An 18046-nucleotide genomic window follows, 5' to 3' on the forward strand; every position below is an offset into this window, starting at 1 on the left:
ATCAGACCGGTAGCCTATAAAACCAGCGCACCCGGCACAATGGCCGGGCGCTTAATGACAAGACGGCTGGCTATTATTAGGCGATTGTTTCGCCTGCCAGCATGAACCAGGTTTCCAGGACGGCATCCGGGTTGAGCGACACCGAGTCGATGCCCTGCTCCATCAGCCATTTCGCCAGGTCAGGGTGATCCGAGGGTCCCTGCCCGCATATGCCCACGTATTTACCCTGGGCCTTGCAGGCCTTGATGGCCATCGACAGCAGCTTCTTGACCGCCTCGTTGCGTTCGTCAAACAGGTGCGCCACGATACCCGAGTCGCGGTCGAGCCCCAGGGTCAGCTGGGTCAAGTCATTGGAGCCGATCGAGAAGCCGTCGAAGTGCTCGAGGAATTCGTCGGCGAGCAGCGCATTGGCGGGCAGCTCGCACATCATGATGACCTTGAGCCCCTTGTCGCCACGCTTGAGCCCGTTGGTGGCCAGCAGCTCGACCACCTCGCGGGCTTCCTCGGTGGTGCGCACGAAGGGCACCATGATCTCGACGTTATCGAGGCCCATTTCATCGCGCACGCGCTTGAGCGCTCGACACTCGAGCTCAAAGCAGGGGCGGAACGCCTCCGACACGTAGCGCGACGCGCCACGGAAACCGAGCATGGGGTTTTCTTCGCCGGGCTCGTACAGTTTGCCGCCAATCAGGTTTTCGTATTCGTTGGACTTGAAGTCGGACAGCCGCACGATGACCCGCTCGGGGTAATAGGCGGCAGCCAAGGTCGAGATCCCTTCGACCAGCTTATCGACATAGAAACTGACCGGATCGGCATAGCCGGCAGTGCGCATGTCGATCACCTGTTGAAGATCGGACGGCAGGGTGTCGTACTCGATCAGGGCCTTGGGATGCACCCCGATCATGCGGTTGATGATGAATTCCAGCCGCGCAAGCCCCACCCCGGCATGCGGAAGGCTGGCAAAGCCGAAGGCACGATCGGGGTTACCCACGTTCATCATGATCTTGAAGGGGATCTCGGGCATGGTATCGACGTTGGAGACCTTGCAGTCGAAGTCCAGCAGCCCTTCATACACATTTCCCGTGTCGCCTTCGGCGCAGGAAACCGTCACGTCGCTGCCTTCGACCAAGCGCGTGGTAGCATCGCCACAGCCGACCACCGCCGGGATACCCAGCTCGCGGGCAATGATCGCCGCATGGCAGGTCCTGCCGCCGCGGTTGGTGACGATCGCCGAGGCGCGCTTCATGATCGGCTCCCAGTCGGGGTCGGTCATGTCGGTCACCAGCACATCGCCATCATGGATCTTGTCCATGTCGTCGGGGCTCATGACAATCTTGGCGGTGCCGCTGCCGATACGCTGGCCTATCGCACGGCCGGTCACCAGCGTGCGACCTTTCTCCCTCAGTTGGAAGCGCTCCAGCTTGCCGCCTTCCTGCTGGGAAACGACCGTTTCGGGCCGCGCCTGAACGATATACAGCTCGCCATCGTCGCCGTCCAGCGCCCATTCGATATCCATGGGGCGCTGGTAATGTTGTTCGATCGTCACCGCCTGGCGGGCCAGCGACATGACCTGCGCATCGTTGAGGCAGAAACGACCACGATCCTGAAGCGGCACGTCGATGGTTTCAACGGATTTACCGGCGCTGGCGTCCTCGCCATAAACCATCTTGATCAGCTTGGAGCCGAGGTTGCGGCGCAGCACCGCCGGGCGTCCCGCGGCCAGCGTGGGCTTGTGCACGTAGAACTCGTCCGGGTTGACCGCCCCCTGAACGACGGTTTCGCCCAGCCCCCAGGACGCGGTCACAAACACTGCATCGCGGAAGCCTGATTCGGTATCCAGGGTGAACATGACACCCGAGGCACCGGTTTCCGACCGCACCATTTTCTGCACGCCTGCGGAGAGCGCGACATTTTCATGGGCGTAACCCCGGTGGACGCGGTAAGAGATCGCCCGGTCGTTGAACAATGAAGCGAAGACCTCGTGAACCGCGCGCTTGATGTTATCGAACCCGTCGATATTCAGGAAGGTTTCCTGCTGGCCGGCAAAAGAGGCGTCGGGCAGGTCTTCGGCGGTCGCCGAGCTACGCACCGCCACCTTGAGGGCCGGGTGGCGTTGCTGCAGCGTTTCGTAGGCGGTGCGCAGTTCGCTTTCAAAGGTGGGCGGCAACGGCGTGTCGATGACCCATTGGCGAATCATTTTGCCGGCTTCGGCCAGCGCCTTGACATCATCCACGTCCAACCGTACCAGGGTCTCGTTGATACGTTCGTTGAGCCCTTTGTGGGCAAGAAATTCGCGGTAGGCATGGGCCGTGGTGGCAAACCCGCCGGGAACGGTCACCCCTGCCCCGGCTAAATTGGAGATCATTTCGCCCAGTGAGGCGTTTTTGCCACCCACACGTTCGACGTCGGCCATGCCCAGTTGATCGAACCATAGAATGTAATCGTTCACGCAACCCCCTAGCTCAATAGGCCAGCGGCTATTGCGGCCGCTGAAGATGAATGCGCTCACCCTAGCACCACCCCGGGGTATTCGCCATTGGTCTAACAGCGAAGGGAGTGGAGGATTTTTACAACAGGTGGGGGTTTTGAACGTTTGCTGTAGTCAGACGATCGGCATCGTTGTGCCCAGCGGCGTCCCGGCACACAATAAGCACATCATTTCGAGGAGCACATCAGCATGCAGCGCACGGCCTTTTTCATATCGGATGGCACAGGGATTACCGCGGAAAGCCTGGGTAGAAGCCTCTTGGCCCAGTTCAGCGACGTCGAGATCAACATGCAGACCAAGCCGTATATCGACACCGTGGAAAAAGCCCGGGCCCTGGCCGAGATCATCGACGCCACGGCAGTGCGAGACGGCCAGCAACCGATCATTATCGACACCATCGTCGACCAGCAGATCCGCGACGTGATTCGCGAGGCCGCCGGCTTCAAGGTAGACATCTTCTCGACGTTTCTTGAACCCCTCGAGCATGAGCTTGCCACCCACTCCTCCTACAGCGTGGGGCGGACACACTCAATCGGTAGCGACGATGTCTACATGGACCGGATTCATTCGGTGCACTTCGCGCTGGATAACGACGACGGCGCGCGCACCCACCAGTATGATAAAGCCGATATCATTCTGGTCGGCGTGTCGCGCTGCGGCAAAACCCCCACGTCGCTCTACCTGGCCCTCCAGTTCGGTATCCGCGCCGCCAACTACCCGCTGACGGAAGATGACCTGGATGAGGACGGCATGCTGAAACTGCCAAAAGCGCTCGCGCCCCATCGGCACAAGCTGTTCGGGCTGACGATAGACGCACGGCGGCTGGCGGCGATTCGCAACGAACGCCGCCCCAACAGTCGCTACAGCTCGATGGATCAGTGCATGCGGGAAATAGAACAGGCAGAAGCCATGTATCGGCGACTGCACGTGCCCTACATAGATGCCACCCGCTTTTCGGTGGAAGAGATATCAACCCGCATGATTGCCGAAACCGGCCTCGCGCGGCGCTTTTCGCCGCGCTGACACCGCACGCCGCGAACTACATGCCCTGGGGCGCAAAAATTCCCGGGGCATTGCGCCAGTAGCCCTTGTAATCCATCCCGAAGCCGAACACATAGCGGTCGGCCACTTCCAGGCTGCAGTAGTCCGCTTTCAAGCCCGGTACCGCCTTGCGGTCGTGGCGCTTGTCGACCAGTACGGCAGTGGTAATACTGGCGGCTTGCGCTTCACGACAGTAGTTGAGAATCGCCGCCAGGGTGGTGCCTTCGTCCAGAATGTCGTCGACGATGACAACGTGCCGCCCCGCCATGGGAATTTCCGGCGATACCCGCCAGAAGAGCTCGCCGCCGCGGGTCTCGTTACGATAACGTGTGGCATGCAGGTAATCGACTTCCAGGGGGAACCCCAGCCGGGTCAGCAGGTGCCCCGTGGTGATCAGACCGCCATTCATGACGCAATAGAAGACCGGCAGCTTATCGCCCAGATCGTCACTGATCTGCTCGGCCATCCGATCCAGCGCCTGCTCTACTTCCTGCTGAGTAATCAAGCAGTCGGCGTTATCCATTACTTCGCGCATTGAATCCAGTGACGCGAGCGCTTCCTTATCTAACGTTGCCATTAAATTTCCAACCTGCTGAGTAAAGACGGTCGTTACGTAGCGGATGACTGACAGGCCATTGCTTCAAGCTGTGCATGGGTGCGCCGCCAGCGGCTAAGCGCGGGCAGCGCATCCAGGTCGGGCCGGGCGCGCTTGTAGCGCAGCTTGCCCGGCCGTGAAGACACCGACGCCGGCGTAGCGGCCACCACCTCGAGCGCGGCGTCGCGGTCGTTGCACACCAGCAACATGTCACAGCCTGCCCCCAGCGCGGCCGCCGCTCGTTCACGCGGCCCGCCTGCCGCATGGGCGCCGGCCATGCTCAAGTCATCCGAGAAAATGCAGCCCTTGAAGCCCAGCGACTGACGCAGCATGCCAAGCCAGCTGGGCGAAAAGCCAGCCGGGCGGGCATCAAAGGCCGAGTACACGATATGCGCCGGCATGATGCCATCCAGTTGCTTGGCCAGGGTGCTGAAGGGCACTAGATCGTGGCGTTTCAGGGCCTCGAAGGCGCGCTCGTCCACTGGGAGGGCCAGGTGGGAGTCCGCCGCGACACCGCCATGGCCGGGAAAGTGCTTGCCGATCGCCGCCATGCCGGCCTCGTGGAGCCCGGTGATCAGGGCACCACCCAGCTCGGTTACCTGAGTGGGGTCGGCACCGAAACTGCGGTCGCCAATCACGCTGGATAACCCGCTATCGATATCGAGCACGGGAGCAAAGCTGATATCCAGCCCGCAGGCGGCCATTTCCATGCCCAGCAGCCAGCCCGCATCCTGGGCAAGCGCCAGACCGGCTGCGCGATCCCGCTGATAGTACTCCCCCAGCCGCGCCATGGCGGGCAGTCGCGTCAAGCCCTGCTTGATACGCTGAACCCGCCCGCCCTCCTGATCCACCGCCAGCAGTAAGTCGGGGCGCTGCTGACGCACCTCGTTGCATAAGCGACGTATCTGGTAGGCATCCTCCACATTGCGCGCAAAAAGAATAACGCCGCCGACCGCAGGCGATGCCAGCATCTGGCGCTCTGCAGCGGTCAAGGAAGTCCCTTCAAGGTCCAACATGACCGAGCCCAAGGGTTGTGTCATAGCGGGGTATCCAAAAAAAGGCGCTAATTCTAGACGAACATTAGCGAGAGTCCAACGATCAACGTCCGTCGTGTAGCCAGACAGGCGTTCCCGGCAAGGCATGCTCGAAAAGCCACAGCAGATCCACATTACGCAGCCGCACGCAGCCATGCGACGCTGGCTGGCCCATGGGCTGATCTGGCGGCGTACCGTGTAGGTAAATATAGCGGCGCTGCGAGTCCACCTGCCCCGCACGATTGACCCCTGGCTCCAGCCCGCAGAGCCACAAAATACGTGTCAGGATCCAGTCGCGTTCGGGAAACGCCTTGCCCAGTTCAGGGGTGAACACTTCGCCTGTCCAGCGACGGCCCTTGAACACCGCATTTTCAGGCGCCTCCCGGCCAATCGCGGCGCGAATATAGTGCCATCCCAGGGGCGTCTTGCCGCTGTTTTCCTGGTTGCCCACCCCGGCGCGTCCCGTCGATACATCACACTGATAACGGCAGGTGTCGCCTTCCCAGGCGCGCAGCTGCTGCGTCTGCGTAGCAATTTCGATCCACAGCCCATCACGGGGCGGCAGCTCAGTGAGCGACGGTGTCTGCATGAGGCTCCATGTCTTTCTCGTCGGGCAAGGGCGCATTCATGGCGGCCACCACGACAGGACGCAGTCGACGCACCAGGTCGCGAACCGATACCTGCTGGTGATAATCCTTTTCGGCAATGTCGCGCAGCGCGTCCAACCCCGACAGGGTAAAGATGACGGTACCTAACATGAAGTGTAGCCGCCAGAAGCGTTCGGCGTCGGGCAGATCGGGGGTGGCGCGGCGAACCAGCTCGGTGAAACGGCTGAATACATCGCCGTATTCATGCTGGATGTAGCGACGCAAATGCCCCTGGGCCTGACTGTAGGCGAGGCCTAGCAGGCGCATGAACACCTTCAGGCTATTACGCTCCGCGGGCACCTCCAACACCGTGGTGGCCATGGTCTCGAGCAGCACTTCAAGCGGGATATCTCGGCCTTCGTAACGTGCTTCCAGCGCGTCCAGGGCGCTGTGGAAACGTTCGGAGAACGGATCGAGGTAACGCGCAAACACGGCCTGAATGAGCGCCTTCTTTGAGCCGAAATGATAATTTACCGCCGCCAGGTTCACCCGCGCCTTGCTGGTGATATTGCGTAAGGATGTTTCGGCAAAGCCGCGCTCGGCAAACAGCACTTCCGCCGTGTCCAGAATGCGCGTCACGGTATCCGATTGAGCCATGCTGCTCTCCATGAAAACGGATGTTTTAAACAATCTCAGGATACTACGTTATCACGTTGCCCCTCTCAACGGTTGATGGGCGTTAAATCACGCCTAGAACGGCGGCGCATCCCTTTGCACATCATGTTGTTAGCCGGCTGGAAGCAGATATGTACTGGACAGGGGAACATACTGTATACTTAACCACATACTGATAGGTCTATAGAAACGCTGCCTGTCCACTTACCCACGCTGGAGACTGATATGTCACGGCCGTTAACCGTTCGTCAACAGAATGTGTTCGACTTTATTGTCAAGACCATGGCGGAGCTTGGCTATCCACCCACCCGGGCAGAAATCGCCAAGGCACTGGGCTTTCGCTCGCCCAATGCGGCAGAAGAGCACTTGCGGGCGCTCGAGCGCAAAGGGGTCATTCGCATCATCCGCAATACCTCACGGGGTATTCGCCTGCCCAATCAGGAGCCCCAGGACACCCCGGATAGCCAGCCCGCAGCGGCGGATCCCGGCACCGGCCTGCCGATCATCGGCGAAGTCGCTGCGGGCAGCCCTATTCTGGCCGCCGAGCACATTGACCGTTACTGCCCGCTGCCCGCCGACTACTTTACGCCCAGGGCGGATTACCTCTTGCGCGTGCGCGGGCTTTCCATGCAGAACGTCGGCATTCTTGAAGGCGACCTGCTCGCCGTACATCGCACCCAGCGAGTACGCGACGGCCAGATTGTCGTCGCCCGACTGGACGATGAAGTTACCGTCAAGCGTTTCAAACGCGACGGACACCACGTCTCCCTGATCGCGGAAAACCCCGACTTTGCGCCGATCACTATTGATTTACGCACCCAACCGCTCGACATCGAGGGCGTGGGCGTCGGGGTTATCCGCGGTGGCAATGGTCAGGCGCTTGGCTAGCTGAACACGACGGTTTTGTTGCCATGAACCAGCACGCGGTCTTCCAGGTGCCAGCGAAGACCCCGTGCCAGCACGGCTTTTTCCACATCGCGGCCAAAACGCACCAGATCCGTCGGTGTGTGGCAATGGCTCACCCGGTGGATGTCCTGCTCGATGATCGGCCCCGCATCCAGTTCCTGGGTCACATAATGACAGGTCGCACCGATCAGCTTGACGCCGCGCTCATAGGCTTGGTGATAGGGCTTGGCGCCGGCAAAGGAAGGCAAAAAGCTGTGGTGGATATTGATCACCTGCCCGGCGTAGCGCTGGCACAATGCCGGCGGCAAAATTTGCATGTAACGTGCGAGTACGATGCAGTCGGCTCGCGCCTCGTCGATATGTGCCTGAACCTGCTCAAAGGCAACGGCTTTATCCGCCGGATTGACAGGCACGTGGTAATAGGGAATCGCGTACCACTCGGTCAACGAGCGCATATCGTCATGGTTGGAAATCACCCCGACGATATCGCAGTCCAGCTCGCCCACCTGCCAACGGTAAAGCAGATCGACCAGACAGTGGGATTCCCGCGAGACCATCAGCACCACGCGGCGACGCTGCTGGGTATCCACCAACGACCACTGCATATCGAAACGCACGGCGACCGGCTCAAACGCCGACCGTAATGCCTCTGCCGACATGTCCAACGAATCCGCCAGAATTTCGTAGCGCATGAAGAAACGTCCGGTTTCCAGGTCGGAGTGCTGGCTCGCCTCGGTAATCGACCCCCCCTGCTGAGCGATAAAACTCGACACCTGTGCAACAATCCCCACCTGATCCGGGCAGGAAACCACCAACCGATAAAAATGCGACATGATAAATACTCTTGACGGTGTGCACCCGGGGTCGCTTTTCACCGCCCCGGGCATTCAACAAACGTCTATTGTACCCAATGCCAGGCGCGCAATCACCGCCCGTTACCGCAGTCATTGTTAGCCGCCCACCCCATCCCGTATAGTTAAGGCATTACTTTTTAGGCTTTAAGATTCTGATGCATCCACCGCGCGTTCATATTCGTCCCCGTCGTCGCCCTCCTCTCCGCCTCTTGCCGCTGGGTGGCTGCGGGGAAATCGGCATGAACCTGACGCTATACGGATACGAGGATCACTGGATCGCCGTGGACTGTGGCATGATGATCCGTCAGGACTTGCCCAACGCCCCCCTCCAGGTGCCCAACCTGGATACGCCCAAGGCGCTGGGCATAGCCCCCAAGGCCCTGTATATCACCCACGGCCATGAAGACCACATTGGCGCGGTTGCCTGGTTATGGCCGCATTGGCAGTGCCCTGTGTATGCCACCCCCCTGGCCGCTGGCCTGCTGCGTCTCAAGTTTGCCGAACACCAGTTGAGCAGCGCCGCCATTCAGGTTATCGAACCCGGCGAGGCGCTGGAAAGCGGGCCCTTCAGTCTGCGCTATCTGGGCGTGCCCCATTCGATTCCGGAAAGCTGCGCGCTGCTGGTCATGGCCGGCCCCTATCGCGTCCTGCATAGCGGGGACTGGAAACTGGATCCCGAACCGATCATTGGTGCGCCGATCGATTCCTCACAGTTCAAGGCGCTCGCCCCCGTCGACCTGGTGGTCGGCGATTCCACCAACGCCCCCGTACCCGGCCACTCCGGCAGTGAAGGCGACGTGGCCCGCGCGCTGGCCAGGACGCTTACCCAATGCGAAGGGCGGGTGATCGTTTCCTGCTTTGCCAGTAACCTGGCCCGCGTGCTGGCAATCGGCCGCGCGGCCGAACAGTGTGGACGGCGCGTCAGCTTGATGGGACGCTCGATGGAACGCATGGTGAGTGTGGCGCGGGGCCTCGGCTATATGGATGACTTTCCGGCGGTGGTGCCCGCCCACGACCTGGGATACCTTCCCCCCGATGAAGTCGTCGTGATTGCCACCGGCAGCCAGGGCGAGCCGCGCGCCGCGCTGCAGCGACTCGCCCAGGGGCGTCATCCCCACGTTGATCTACAGCCGGGCGACAACGTGATCTTTTCTGCTAAAGCCATACCCGGCAACGAGCGGCCGATCGAGCAGCTGAAAAAGCGCCTGCAACAGCTTGGCGTCCAGCTCTTCGATGAATTCAACCATCCAGAACTGCATGCCACCGGGCATCCCGCGCAGGAGGAGATGACGCGCTTCTATCAGTGGCTATCGCCGCAGCATCTACTGCCCGTCCATGGCGAGAGCCTTCATCAGCAGGCGCATCAGCGGCTGGCAACATCGCTCGGCATCGACGCCCCGCTGGCACCGGTCAACGGCGACATGATCCGCTTTGATCAGCAGGGGCTGCAGCACGAACAGCATTACCCTCAGCCGCCGTGCATCGTCAGCCAGAACAGTGTCGTCCCTCACCCGGGGCTTGAAGGCGATACCAGCACCCATCCACGCCGGGGAAGCCTGTATCTGGCGCTGCCGGTCTGCGCGACAGAGACCGGCTGGGCACGCATCGGCCGCCTGATGCTCGACAACACAGGCGCCAATGCGCTTGATGAAGACAGCTTCAGCGAATGGCTGGATGAGCAACTGGCCGACCTGCACGCCGATACGCTGGCCGACTTAAGACTTGGCCTTCAGCCGCGCTTGATCGCCTGGCTCGCCGAACGCCTTCAGCACCTGCCCGAGGTGCATCTGCAGATCATGGCCAGCGACCTCCCCGCACCGATCGCTGACGAGTAATCTCACCGTTGGCGCCACGACGGGGCGTTGCCTACCAGCGGGCCGCATCGTCGATGTCCGAGCGCCGCTCCTTGACCCAGTAGTCGCCTTGCCGGCCGTGCTCTTTCTTCCAGAAGGGCGCCTGGGTTTTCAACCAGTCCATGATGAAATCGCAGGCCTCGAAGGCTTCGCGCCGATGGGCGCTTGCCACCAGCACTCTGACAATGGCATCCCCCGGGCGCATATGCCCCACGCGATGAATGATCGTCACGGCATTGAGCGACCAGCGCTCGCCGGCCTGCTCGGCAATCCGCTGCAGGGTCGCCTCGGTCATTCCCGGGTAGTGTTCGAGGGTCAAGCCGGTCACATCGGGCGTTTCGTTGAAGTCACGCACCAGCCCGGTAAAGCTGACGATCCCGCCGATATCGGTTCGCCCGGCGATGCTGTCTGCGTAGCCGAAGGCCATATCGAAAGGTTCTGCCTGCACGCGGATGGTAATCTGCATCCTAGCCCCCTGTGACCGGCGGGAAAAAAGCCACTTCATCGTCATCGGTAATGAAGGCGGCATCGTTGGCCATTACCTGGTTGATGGCGCACAGCGTACGCTTGTCCTGGAGTTGCTGAAAGCGCTCGTCCTGGGCTACCAGTGCCGCCTTCAGTCCGGCAATATCCCGGCTGGGCAGCTGGTCAAAGGTCACGACGCGCTCGTTTTCACCCAGTTGCTCGCGTAGCTCCGCCAGGAACTTGACCAGCACACAGGGAGAATGACAGCGCTCACCCAGGCTGACCTCGCCTGCGGCGCCCTGGCCGGTCACAATCGGGGCGGCCGCTTCCGGCGCGGCCTCACGCTGGTACTCCCCACGCTGCCCGCCACGCTTGCTGTCGAGCTGTACGGCGTCTATGCGCATGGACTTGTCGACGGCCTTGCACATGTCGTAAAGCGTCAGGCAGGCAACAGAGACAGCGGTCAGCGCTTCCATCTCCACGCCGGTACGTCCATTCAAGCGGCAGCTTGCCGTCACATGCACACAGCTTTCCACCGGATCTACATCAAACTCGATGGACACTTTCGACAGCGCCAGCGAGTGGCAAAGCGGGATCAGCTCGTGGGTGCGTTTTGCCGCCTGAATGCCGGCGATGCGGGCCGTGGCCAGCACATCGCCCTTGGGCAGGGAGCCCTCGCTTAACTGCGAAAGGGTAGCGGGCTGCATCACAATGCGCCCGGAGGCCACGGCTTCACGGCGAGTTTCCTGTTTGTCCGCAACGTCGACCATACGGGCTTCGCCGCGGCTATTGAGATGCGTTAACTGCATGGTGTCACCTGTCATTGCGTGAAACATCGTTGAGCCTTTGGCTCGCCATCCACTCGATCACCCAGCGTGCAATGGCGTCCGTATCGTTAAGTGCCAGTTGCGTCGTCGAGGCGGGTAGTATCACGGGGCAATCGCCATCAAGCGCGACAGCCTCAACGTGCGAACCGCTAAGAATATCCACCTCCCCGATACCCTGACGATAAAGCACCAGCTTGGGTAAAGGCCATGCTTTAAACCCTTCCACCAGCACCAGGTCAGGCGCATGCACCGCCATCATCGATAGCAGCTGGTTGAGATCAGGCTCGTCCTCTCCCGGGGTTTCCTGCATCAGCGCGAGACGGTGACGCGAGGCCACCAGTACCGGCGCCGCGCCGGCGTGGCGGAGCTTGTAGCTGTCTTTGCCCGGCTGGTCGACGTCAAAACGGTGGTGGGCATGCTTGATCACCGCCACCTTGACGCCCTCATCGCCCAGGCGTGGCAACAGCTGCTCAAGAAGGGTCGTTTTCCCCGTCCCGCTCCAGGCCGCAATGCCCAACACCGGAAAGGGTAGCGATGTGGCTAACTGCATAAGCGCTCGGCTCCGTATAAATGCGGTTTAGTGAGCATCCGCGACGTCGTCTTCCTGCTCGGCGGGCAGCAGCCAATTCAAAACAATGCCGACCAACGCTGCCAGACTAACGCCCTGCAAGGTAAATTGACCACCGCCAACCTGCATACCGCCGATACCAAACACGAGAATCAACGACACCACGACCAGGTTACGCGGTGCGGTTAACGAATGCCCTGCCCGCACCAGCGTGTTCATCCCCACCACCGCGATGGAACCAAACAGCAGCGTCATGATGCCGCCCATGACGGGACCCGGAATGGTTTGCAGCAGCGCACCCAGCTTGGCAATAAAGGCCAGTGAAATCGCAAGCACCGCCGCCACTACCATATAGCGGGGATTGAAAGCCCGAGTCAGCGTCACCGCCCCGGTCACTTCCGAGTAGGTCGTATTCGGCGGGCCACCGAACAGCGCGGCCACCGTGGTCGCCAGACCATCGCCCAGCAAGGTGCGGTGCAGCCCGGGCTTTTCAAGGTAATTGCGGCGGGTGACCGAGCCGATCGCCACCATGTCCCCAATATGCTCCACCGCCGGCGCAATGGCGACAGGAATCATAAACAGAACCGCCGCCCAGTGGAAAGTGGGCGCGGTAAACGCCGGCAGCGCCAGCCAGTCGGCGTCCTGAACGGGCGTGAAGTCGACAAGCCCCATCAGCAAGGCCAGGCAATAGCCCACGATGATCCCGCCCATGATGGGGATCAGGCGCAGCAGTCCGCGCCCGAAGACGGCCAGTATCAGGGTTACCAACAGGCTCGCCATGGACAGGAACAGCGCGGAACCGTAGCCAATGTGATCGCTGGTTTCACCGGTCGCCATCTCGACCGCTACCGGGGCCAGGGCCAGCCCGATCACCATGATCACCGGCCCCACCACCACCGGCGGCAGCAGACGATGCAGCCAGCCGGTGCCTTTGAGGCGCACCGCCATGGAAATCGCCACGTATACCAGCCCCGCCACCATCAGCCCGCCGAGCGTAGCCGATACGCCAAAGTTGGCGATCGATCCCTGAATCGGCGCAATGAAGGCAAACGACGACGCCAGAAAGACGGGAACCGTCAATCGGGTCACCGTGTGGAACACCAGCGTGCCCACCCCGGCAGTAAATAATGCAACGCTTGGGTCAAGACCCGTCAACAGGGGCACCAGCACCAGGGCGCCAAAGGCGACAAACAGCATCTGGGCACCGGTGAGCAAGACTCTCGGCCAGGATTCAGCCTGGCTGGACGCATCGTGCATCATGCGACTCCTATCAAATCATTGGAGGTTAATGGCTGGGCAAAAAAATGCCCCTAACGCGAAACGCCAGGGGCTGATGGGTCTGCAAGGCTTATCGTGTGCCGAAGATCTTGTCGCCGGCATCGCCCAAGCCCGGGACGATATAGCCGTTCTCGTCGAGTCGCTCATCCACTGACGCCGTGTAGATCTCGATATCCGGATACGCTTCCTGAACCCGCTTGATACCTTCAGGGGCGGCCACCAGTACGATCACCTTCATATGTTCGCAGCCACGCTCGCGCAGCATGTCAAGCGTCGCGACCATGGAGCCGCCGGTCGCCAGCATGGGATCGATGACAATCGCCATGCGCTCTTCGATGTCATTGGCAAACTTGGCGAAATACGGCACCGGCTGAAGCGTTTCTTCATCACGGTACAGCCCCACCACGCTGACCCGCGCGCTGGGAATCAGGTCGGTAACGCCCTCGAGCATACCCAGGCCGGCGCGAAGGATCGGCACGACGGTGACTTTCTTGCCTTTCAGTCGCTGCGTGGCAATCGGCTCGCCATTCCATCCTTCAATAGTGTGATCTTCGAGTTCGAGCCCTTTGGTGGCTTCGTAGGTCAACAGCTTGGCCACTTCGCCGGCCAGCTCACGAAAGCTCTTGGTGCTCAGATCGACTTCACGCATCAGTCCCAGTTTATGCTGAACAAGCGGATGGTTAATGGCATAGACACTCATGGGACGTCCTCACTACAGGGGATTGTGGGCAATGCGGGTGATCGCAGACATACAAAATTGGAGCGTATTCTACCCGTAAGCCGCCACCAGGTTAAGGGGTGGCGGGCAATTGCCACTCAATGGGCGTGCGGCCCTGCTCGACCAGAAAACGATTGGCCTTTGAAAAATGGCGCGTGCCAAAAAAGCCTCGATGGGCCGATAGTGGCGAGGGGTGTGGCGCCTCAAGCACCAGGTGGCGGCGCGTATCAATCAACGACTTTTTCTGCCGTGCATGACTGCCCCACAGCAAGAATACGCTGGGTAGCGCATGCTCGCTGACCGTCTGGATGGCGCGGTCGGTAAACGGCTCCCAGCCTTTGCCGCGGTGGGAGGCCGCGTTGCCTTTCTCCACTGTCAACGAGGTGTTGAGCAACAGGACGCCTTGCTTCGCCCAGGCTTCCAGATGCCCGTGCTTGACCGGCTCCGCCCCCACATCACTGGCCAATTCCTTGTAGATATTGACCAGCGAAGGCGGCACCGCCACTCCCGCCTGTACTGAAAAGCAGAGCCCGTGTGCCTGGCGGGGGCCGTGATAAGGGTCCTGCCCAAGGATCACGACCTTGACGTCACTGAGCGGCGTCAGCTCGAAGGCGCGAAACCACTGCGATGAATGGGGATAGATGGTTTTCTTGGCGGCTTTTTCATCCGCCAAAAAGCGTTTCAGCGCCAGCATGTAGTCGGCCTGAAACTCACCCCCCAGCCAGCGGTTCCAGTCATCGGGAAGCGGGGTCGGCATGGTTATTTCTTCACTTGATTAACCAGCGGTTCGACATAGGCAACGCCCATGTCCCAGGGAAACTGAATCCAGCAGTGCTGGGCCACTTCGGTTAAGTACTGATCGACCAGCGGGCGCCCTTCGGGCTTGGCATAAATGGTCACGAAATGCGCCTTGGGCAGCATTTCGCGCACTGCACGCGCCGTTTTGCCGGTATCAACCAGATCATCGACCAGCAGCCAGCCGTCGCCGTCGTGATCCACACCTTTCAAAACGTCCAGCCCGCCCTGATCCATGTGGTCATAGCTCTTGATGCACACGGTATCGATCAGCCGCACGTTGAGCTCACGGGCAATCAAGGCAGCCGGAATCAATCCCCCTCGGGTAATCGCCACGATGCCCTTGAAGTCACGCTCGACCAGCTGGTGGCAAAGCTGGCGGACATCACGATGGAGCTGATCCCATGAGACAGTAAAATGCTGGTGATAGCGCTCGGTACTCATAGGCTGCCTATTCGTCTTCGTTAAATGAACACACCGCGAAGACGCTGTAACCCGCATCGCGAATCTTCTGCGAACCGCCCAGTTCGGGCAGGTCAATAATAGTGGCCGTCTCGACGACATGCCCACCGCTACGCTGGATAAGATTGGCTGCGGCCAGCATGGTGCCGCCGGTCGCAATCAGGTCATCCATCAGCAGTATACGGTCGTCTTTCTGAAAAGCGTCCGAGTGAAGCTCGACCTCAGAATGGCCATACTCAAGCGTATAGGTTTCACTGATGGTCTTGAACGGCAACTTACCCTTTTTACGCACCGGTACAAAGCTGCAGCCAAGCTCGTAGGCCAAGGGCGCGCCAATAATAAACCCACGCGCGTCGATGGACGCGATGGCATCCAGGTTCATTTCCTGGTAGCGGTGCACAAAGCTGTCGATCAGCTTGCGAAATGCCGCGCTATTCTGCAGCAGCGGGGTAATGTCGCGAAAATTGACCCCCTCTTCCGGCCAGTCAGGCACTGTGCGTATCACGGACTTGATGTAATCGCCGTAGATGCTCATCGCGTCTCTCATTGGGTTAATAAAACCACGTTAGTCTAGGAATAGGAATTTCACTGCAAACAGCAGCGCCAGGATAATCACTGCCGGGTTAAGGTCCTTGAAACGACCCGACAGGGTCTTGATAGCGGCATAGCTGATGAACCCCAGGGCAATGCCCTCGGCAATCGAGAAGGTCAGCGGCATCGCCAGGGCGGCAATCAATACCGGCGCGGCGTCGGTCGGGTCTTCCCAGTTGGCATGGGCCAGGCTACCGGCCATCAAAACGGCCACGTAGAGCAAGGCACCGGCGGTGGCAAAGGCGGGAATGGAACCCGCCAACGGCGCAAAGAACAGGCTGATCAGGAAGAGCACCGCAACAACGACCGCAGTCAGCCCCGTACGCCCCCCCGAGGCAATGCCCGCCGTCGACTCGATATAGCTGGTCGTGGTGGAGGTACCCAGGGCGGCACCGGCCATTGACGCCGTGCTGTCGGCCATCATGGCCCGGCCCAGACGCGGCAGCTTACCGTCCTTATCGAGCAGCTTGCCCCGATGCGCCACCCCCACCAGGGTGCCTGAGGTGTCGAACAGGTCAACAAACAAGAAGGCGAAAATCACGCTCAGCATGGCAACATCGAGCGCACCCATGAGATCCATCGCCATGAAGGTCGGCGCGATCGAGGGCGGCATGGACATCAAGCCGCCGTATTCGTTATGACCCAGCAGCGTGGACGCGATGGTAATGCCAAGAATGCCGATCATCACCGCGCCGGTGACGTTCAAATACGACAGCGCGGTAATCACGAAAAAGCCCAACAGCGCGTACAGCGCCGCCGGCTCGGAAAGATTCCCGAGGGCGACGAAGGTCGCGTCATTGGCGACGACGATGCCGGCGTTTTTCATGGCAATCATGGCCAGAAACAGGCCGATACCGGCGGCAATACCCAACCGCAACGACAGCGGGATGGAATTAATGATCCACTCACGGATCTTGAAAACACTCAGCAGGAAGAAACACAGCCCCGAGAAGAACACAGCCCCCAGCGCCGCCTCCCAGGTGTAGCCCATTCCCAGGACAACGCCGTAGGTGAAGAACGCATTGAGCCCCATACCGGGTGCCTGGGCGATGGGATAATTCGCCCACAGCCCCATGATGAGACAGCCGATAGCGGCGGCCACGCAGGTGGCGACAAAGACCGCACCATAGTCCATCCCGGCCTCAGAAAGGATACTGGGATTGACGAAAATGATGTAGGCCATCGTCAGAAAGGTGGTAATCCCGGCGATGACCTCTGTCTTGACGCTGGTCTTGTGCTCGGTGAGCCCGAAGTGCTTATCCAGAAAATTCATAGGTATTTTTATCCTTCGCGTAAACGCCCGATGCGCCCTCGCAGCGCGAAAAGCCGCACATACTACCGAAAGGTAACGCCCGATGCGATACCTTGTGCAGCCGTCGATCGCGGGCTGATGCCCGCCTGTTACTTTCGTCGCTTAGCATAAGCAAACTTCAGGCCACTTTTTAACCAATCGGTCAGACCGACGTGCCCGCAAAGACACGCAGCAGGTATCAGCGCCCTTGACTGGCCAGCACGCGCTCCACCGTCTCGACGATCACTTGAGTTTGCGGGTCGATTTCAATATTGACCTGATCACCAGGCAACCGCTCGCCAAGCGTGGTGCGATTCAGCGTTTCGGGGATGAGGTTGACGCTGAACTCGATGCCCTCGCCCTGCCCCGCAGGCCGCACGTCGCCAATCGTCAGGCTTATCCCGTCAACGCCGATGTAGCCCTTCTCGAAAACAAAGCGCCCCATGGCGGCCGGTAACGCAAACCATAACCGACGGTTGTTGGGGGCTTCGTCAATCGCCACCACCTCCGCCATACAAATCACATGGCCCGACATCGAATGCCCGCCAATTTCATCGCCAAAGCGTGCCGCTCGCTCGATATTGACGCACTGCCCGACCTCGACTGCACCAAGATTGGTCAGCCGGAGCGTTTCACGCATCAAATCGAAGCTCACCCGATCACCTGAAATATCCGTGACCGTCAAACACACGCCGTTGTGCGCCACCGAAGCGCCGGTCGCCAATCCCTCGCGCAATGCATCGGGCATTTGCACAACATGCGTACGAAACTTATCAAGCTCATGCACTTCTACGACTTCAACCTTGCCTTGCACGATGCCAGTAAACATAGCGCCCTCGCTCTAATTTGATCCGTGCGCAAGCTTACTACTGCACAAACCTATTTGTGCACCCCAAAGGCATGCGCGATCAATCAACGTAACTCAGTATTCATGCCTGCAGAAAACCCAGGCCTACAGAAAAGAGAAATTAACACTTTTAAAGAAACAAAAATCAGTTAAAAAAATTATTAAATTGAA

19 protein-coding genes are annotated in these 18046 nt (G+C 60.1%); 3 read left to right on the top strand and 16 right to left on the bottom strand.

Annotation, left to right across the window (positions count from 1 at the left end; genetic code table 11):
- Positions 1 to 76: 76 nt before the first annotated feature.
- Positions 77 to 2449 carry a phosphoenolpyruvate synthase gene (gene ppsA / locus QC815_RS05965; RefSeq protein WP_230448445.1) on the bottom strand — a complete coding sequence of 791 codons (2373 nt, stop codon included), beginning with the start codon at positions 2447 to 2449 and terminating at the stop codon, positions 77 to 79.
- 228 nt (positions 2450 to 2677) lie between these two features.
- On the opposite strand from ppsA, the gene ppsR reads away from it, so the two are divergent.
- Positions 2678 to 3511 carry a posphoenolpyruvate synthetase regulatory kinase/phosphorylase PpsR gene (gene ppsR, locus QC815_RS05970; protein WP_230448444.1) on the top strand — a complete coding sequence of 278 codons (834 nt, stop codon included), beginning with the start codon at positions 2678 to 2680 and terminating at the stop codon, positions 3509 to 3511.
- 16 nt (positions 3512 to 3527) lie between these two features.
- Here the strand turns inward: ppsR and QC815_RS05975 are convergent, their stop codons facing one another.
- Genes QC815_RS05975 through QC815_RS05990 form a run of 4 tightly spaced genes read right to left on the bottom strand, consistent with a single transcriptional unit; the run spans position 3528 to position 6402 of the window.
- Positions 3528 to 4106: a hypoxanthine-guanine phosphoribosyltransferase gene (locus tag QC815_RS05975; protein WP_230448443.1), complete on the bottom strand. Its 579-nt coding sequence runs from the start codon at positions 4104 to 4106 to the stop codon at positions 3528 to 3530.
- A gap of 32 nt (positions 4107 to 4138) precedes the next feature.
- A complete protein-coding gene (gene nagZ / locus QC815_RS05980) occupies positions 4139 to 5164 on the bottom strand; it encodes a beta-N-acetylhexosaminidase (protein WP_230448442.1) in 1026 nt (341 codons plus the stop codon).
- A 58-nt stretch (positions 5165 to 5222) separates the two neighbouring features.
- Positions 5223 to 5747, bottom strand: a complete 525-nt coding sequence (locus QC815_RS05985; RefSeq protein ID WP_230448441.1) for a L,D-transpeptidase — start codon at positions 5745 to 5747, stop codon at positions 5223 to 5225.
- Positions 5725 to 6402: a TetR/AcrR family transcriptional regulator gene (locus QC815_RS05990; RefSeq protein ID WP_230448440.1), complete on the bottom strand. Its 678-nt coding sequence runs from the start codon at positions 6400 to 6402 to the stop codon at positions 5725 to 5727. Before QC815_RS05990 ends, QC815_RS05985 begins: the two co-directional genes overlap by 23 nt.
- A 243-nt stretch (positions 6403 to 6645) precedes the next feature.
- Here QC815_RS05990 and lexA point away from each other — a divergent pair, with 243 nt between their 5' ends.
- Positions 6646 to 7308 carry a transcriptional repressor LexA gene (gene lexA / locus QC815_RS05995; protein WP_230448439.1) on the top strand — a complete coding sequence of 221 codons (663 nt, stop codon included), beginning with the start codon at positions 6646 to 6648 and terminating at the stop codon, positions 7306 to 7308.
- On the opposite strand, the gene purU is transcribed toward lexA, so the two are convergent.
- The gene (purU, locus tag QC815_RS06000) at positions 7305 to 8159 is read right to left on the bottom strand and encodes a formyltetrahydrofolate deformylase (protein ID WP_230448438.1); all 855 of its coding nucleotides are present in this window, start codon (positions 8157 to 8159) and stop codon (positions 7305 to 7307) included. The two genes, lexA and purU, sit on opposite strands and share 4 nt — an antisense overlap.
- A gap of 260 nt (positions 8160 to 8419) precedes the next feature.
- Between purU and QC815_RS06005 the strand changes: the two genes are divergently transcribed.
- A complete protein-coding gene (locus QC815_RS06005) occupies positions 8420 to 10015 on the top strand; it encodes a ribonuclease J (RefSeq protein WP_230448437.1) in 1596 nt (531 codons plus the stop codon).
- Between the two features lie 31 nt (positions 10016 to 10046).
- On the opposite strand, the gene moaE is transcribed toward QC815_RS06005, so the two are convergent.
- The 10 genes from moaE to QC815_RS06055 form a co-directional block, all read right to left on the bottom strand.
- A complete protein-coding gene (gene moaE, locus QC815_RS06010; RefSeq protein ID WP_230448436.1) occupies positions 10047 to 10499 on the bottom strand; it encodes a molybdopterin synthase catalytic subunit MoaE in 453 nt (150 codons plus the stop codon).
- Position 10500: 1 nt separating this feature from the next.
- Positions 10501 to 11307, bottom strand: a complete 807-nt coding sequence (moaC, locus tag QC815_RS06015) for a cyclic pyranopterin monophosphate synthase MoaC (RefSeq protein ID WP_309767461.1) — start codon at positions 11305 to 11307, stop codon at positions 10501 to 10503.
- 4 nt (positions 11308 to 11311) lie between these two features.
- The gene (mobB, locus tag QC815_RS06020) at positions 11312 to 11875 is read right to left on the bottom strand and encodes a molybdopterin-guanine dinucleotide biosynthesis protein B (RefSeq protein ID WP_230448434.1); all 564 of its coding nucleotides are present in this window, start codon (positions 11873 to 11875) and stop codon (positions 11312 to 11314) included.
- Positions 11876 to 11902: 27 nt separating this feature from the next.
- Positions 11903 to 13150 (bottom strand): uracil-xanthine permease family protein, encoded by a 1248-nt coding sequence (locus QC815_RS06025; RefSeq protein ID WP_309767464.1) that lies wholly within the window; start codon positions 13148 to 13150, stop codon positions 11903 to 11905.
- Between the two features lie 91 nt (positions 13151 to 13241).
- Positions 13242 to 13871, bottom strand: coding sequence for a uracil phosphoribosyltransferase (gene upp, locus QC815_RS06030; protein ID WP_230448432.1), 630 nt, complete (start codon positions 13869 to 13871; stop codon positions 13242 to 13244).
- Between the two features lie 91 nt (positions 13872 to 13962).
- Positions 13963 to 14646 carry a uracil-DNA glycosylase gene (gene ung, locus QC815_RS06035; RefSeq protein WP_230448431.1) on the bottom strand — a complete coding sequence of 228 codons (684 nt, stop codon included), beginning with the start codon at positions 14644 to 14646 and terminating at the stop codon, positions 13963 to 13965.
- Between the two features lie 2 nt (positions 14647 to 14648).
- On the bottom strand, positions 14649 to 15128 hold the full coding sequence (gene gpt / locus QC815_RS06040; protein WP_230448430.1) for a xanthine phosphoribosyltransferase: 480 nt from the start codon (positions 15126 to 15128) through the stop codon (positions 14649 to 14651).
- Between the two features lie 7 nt (positions 15129 to 15135).
- Positions 15136 to 15681 (bottom strand): adenine phosphoribosyltransferase, encoded by a 546-nt coding sequence (locus QC815_RS06045; protein ID WP_230448429.1) that lies wholly within the window; start codon positions 15679 to 15681, stop codon positions 15136 to 15138.
- Positions 15682 to 15711: 30 nt separating this feature from the next.
- A complete protein-coding gene (locus QC815_RS06050; protein ID WP_309767467.1) occupies positions 15712 to 17010 on the bottom strand; it encodes an NCS2 family permease in 1299 nt (432 codons plus the stop codon).
- A 217-nt stretch (positions 17011 to 17227) separates the two neighbouring features.
- Positions 17228 to 17857, bottom strand: a complete 630-nt coding sequence (locus QC815_RS06055) for a riboflavin synthase subunit alpha (RefSeq protein ID WP_230448427.1) — start codon at positions 17855 to 17857, stop codon at positions 17228 to 17230.
- Between the last annotated feature and the right edge of the window lie 189 nt (positions 17858 to 18046).

Source organism: Vreelandella gomseomensis (genome assembly GCF_031451645.1).
Lineage (GTDB): Bacteria > Pseudomonadota > Gammaproteobacteria > Pseudomonadales > Halomonadaceae > Vreelandella > Vreelandella gomseomensis.

Bases quoted from the DNA above. Each gene is read 5' to 3' on its own strand.
- nagZ (WP_230448442.1), bottom strand. From the start codon at position 5,164: ATGACACAACCCTTGGGCTCGGTCATGTTGGACCTTGAAGGGACTTCC.
- QC815_RS06005 (WP_230448437.1), top strand. From the start codon at position 8,420: ATGAACCTGACGCTATACGGATACGAGGATCACTGGATCGCCGTGGAC.
- ung (WP_230448431.1), bottom strand. From the start codon at position 14,646: ATGCCGACCCCGCTTCCCGATGACTGGAACCGCTGGCTGGGGGGTGAG.
- lexA (WP_230448439.1), top strand. From the start codon at position 6,646: ATGTCACGGCCGTTAACCGTTCGTCAACAGAATGTGTTCGACTTTATT.
- QC815_RS06025 (WP_309767464.1), bottom strand. From the start codon at position 13,150: ATGCACGATGCGTCCAGCCAGGCTGAATCCTGGCCGAGAGTCTTGCTC.
- moaE (WP_230448436.1), bottom strand. From the start codon at position 10,499: ATGCAGATTACCATCCGCGTGCAGGCAGAACCTTTCGATATGGCCTTC.
- QC815_RS06055 (WP_230448427.1), bottom strand. From the start codon at position 17,857: ATGTTTACTGGCATCGTGCAAGGCAAGGTTGAAGTCGTAGAAGTGCAT.
- mobB (WP_230448434.1), bottom strand. From the start codon at position 11,875: ATGCAGTTAGCCACATCGCTACCCTTTCCGGTGTTGGGCATTGCGGCC.
- gpt (WP_230448430.1), bottom strand. From the start codon at position 15,128: ATGAGTACCGAGCGCTATCACCAGCATTTTACTGTCTCATGGGATCAG.
- QC815_RS05985 (WP_230448441.1), bottom strand. From the start codon at position 5,747: ATGCAGACACCGTCGCTCACTGAGCTGCCGCCCCGTGATGGGCTGTGG.
- QC815_RS06045 (WP_230448429.1), bottom strand. From the start codon at position 15,681: ATGAGCATCTACGGCGATTACATCAAGTCCGTGATACGCACAGTGCCT.
- QC815_RS05975 (WP_230448443.1), bottom strand. From the start codon at position 4,106: ATGGCAACGTTAGATAAGGAAGCGCTCGCGTCACTGGATTCAATGCGC.
- upp (WP_230448432.1), bottom strand. From the start codon at position 13,871: ATGAGTGTCTATGCCATTAACCATCCGCTTGTTCAGCATAAACTGGGA.
- ppsR (WP_230448444.1), top strand. From the start codon at position 2,678: ATGCAGCGCACGGCCTTTTTCATATCGGATGGCACAGGGATTACCGCG.
- moaC (WP_309767461.1), bottom strand. From the start codon at position 11,307: ATGCAGTTAACGCATCTCAATAGCCGCGGCGAAGCCCGTATGGTCGAC.
- purU (WP_230448438.1), bottom strand. From the start codon at position 8,159: ATGTCGCATTTTTATCGGTTGGTGGTTTCCTGCCCGGATCAGGTGGGG.
- QC815_RS06050 (WP_309767467.1), bottom strand. From the start codon at position 17,010: ATGAATTTTCTGGATAAGCACTTCGGGCTCACCGAGCACAAGACCAGC.
- QC815_RS05990 (WP_230448440.1), bottom strand. From the start codon at position 6,402: ATGGCTCAATCGGATACCGTGACGCGCATTCTGGACACGGCGGAAGTG.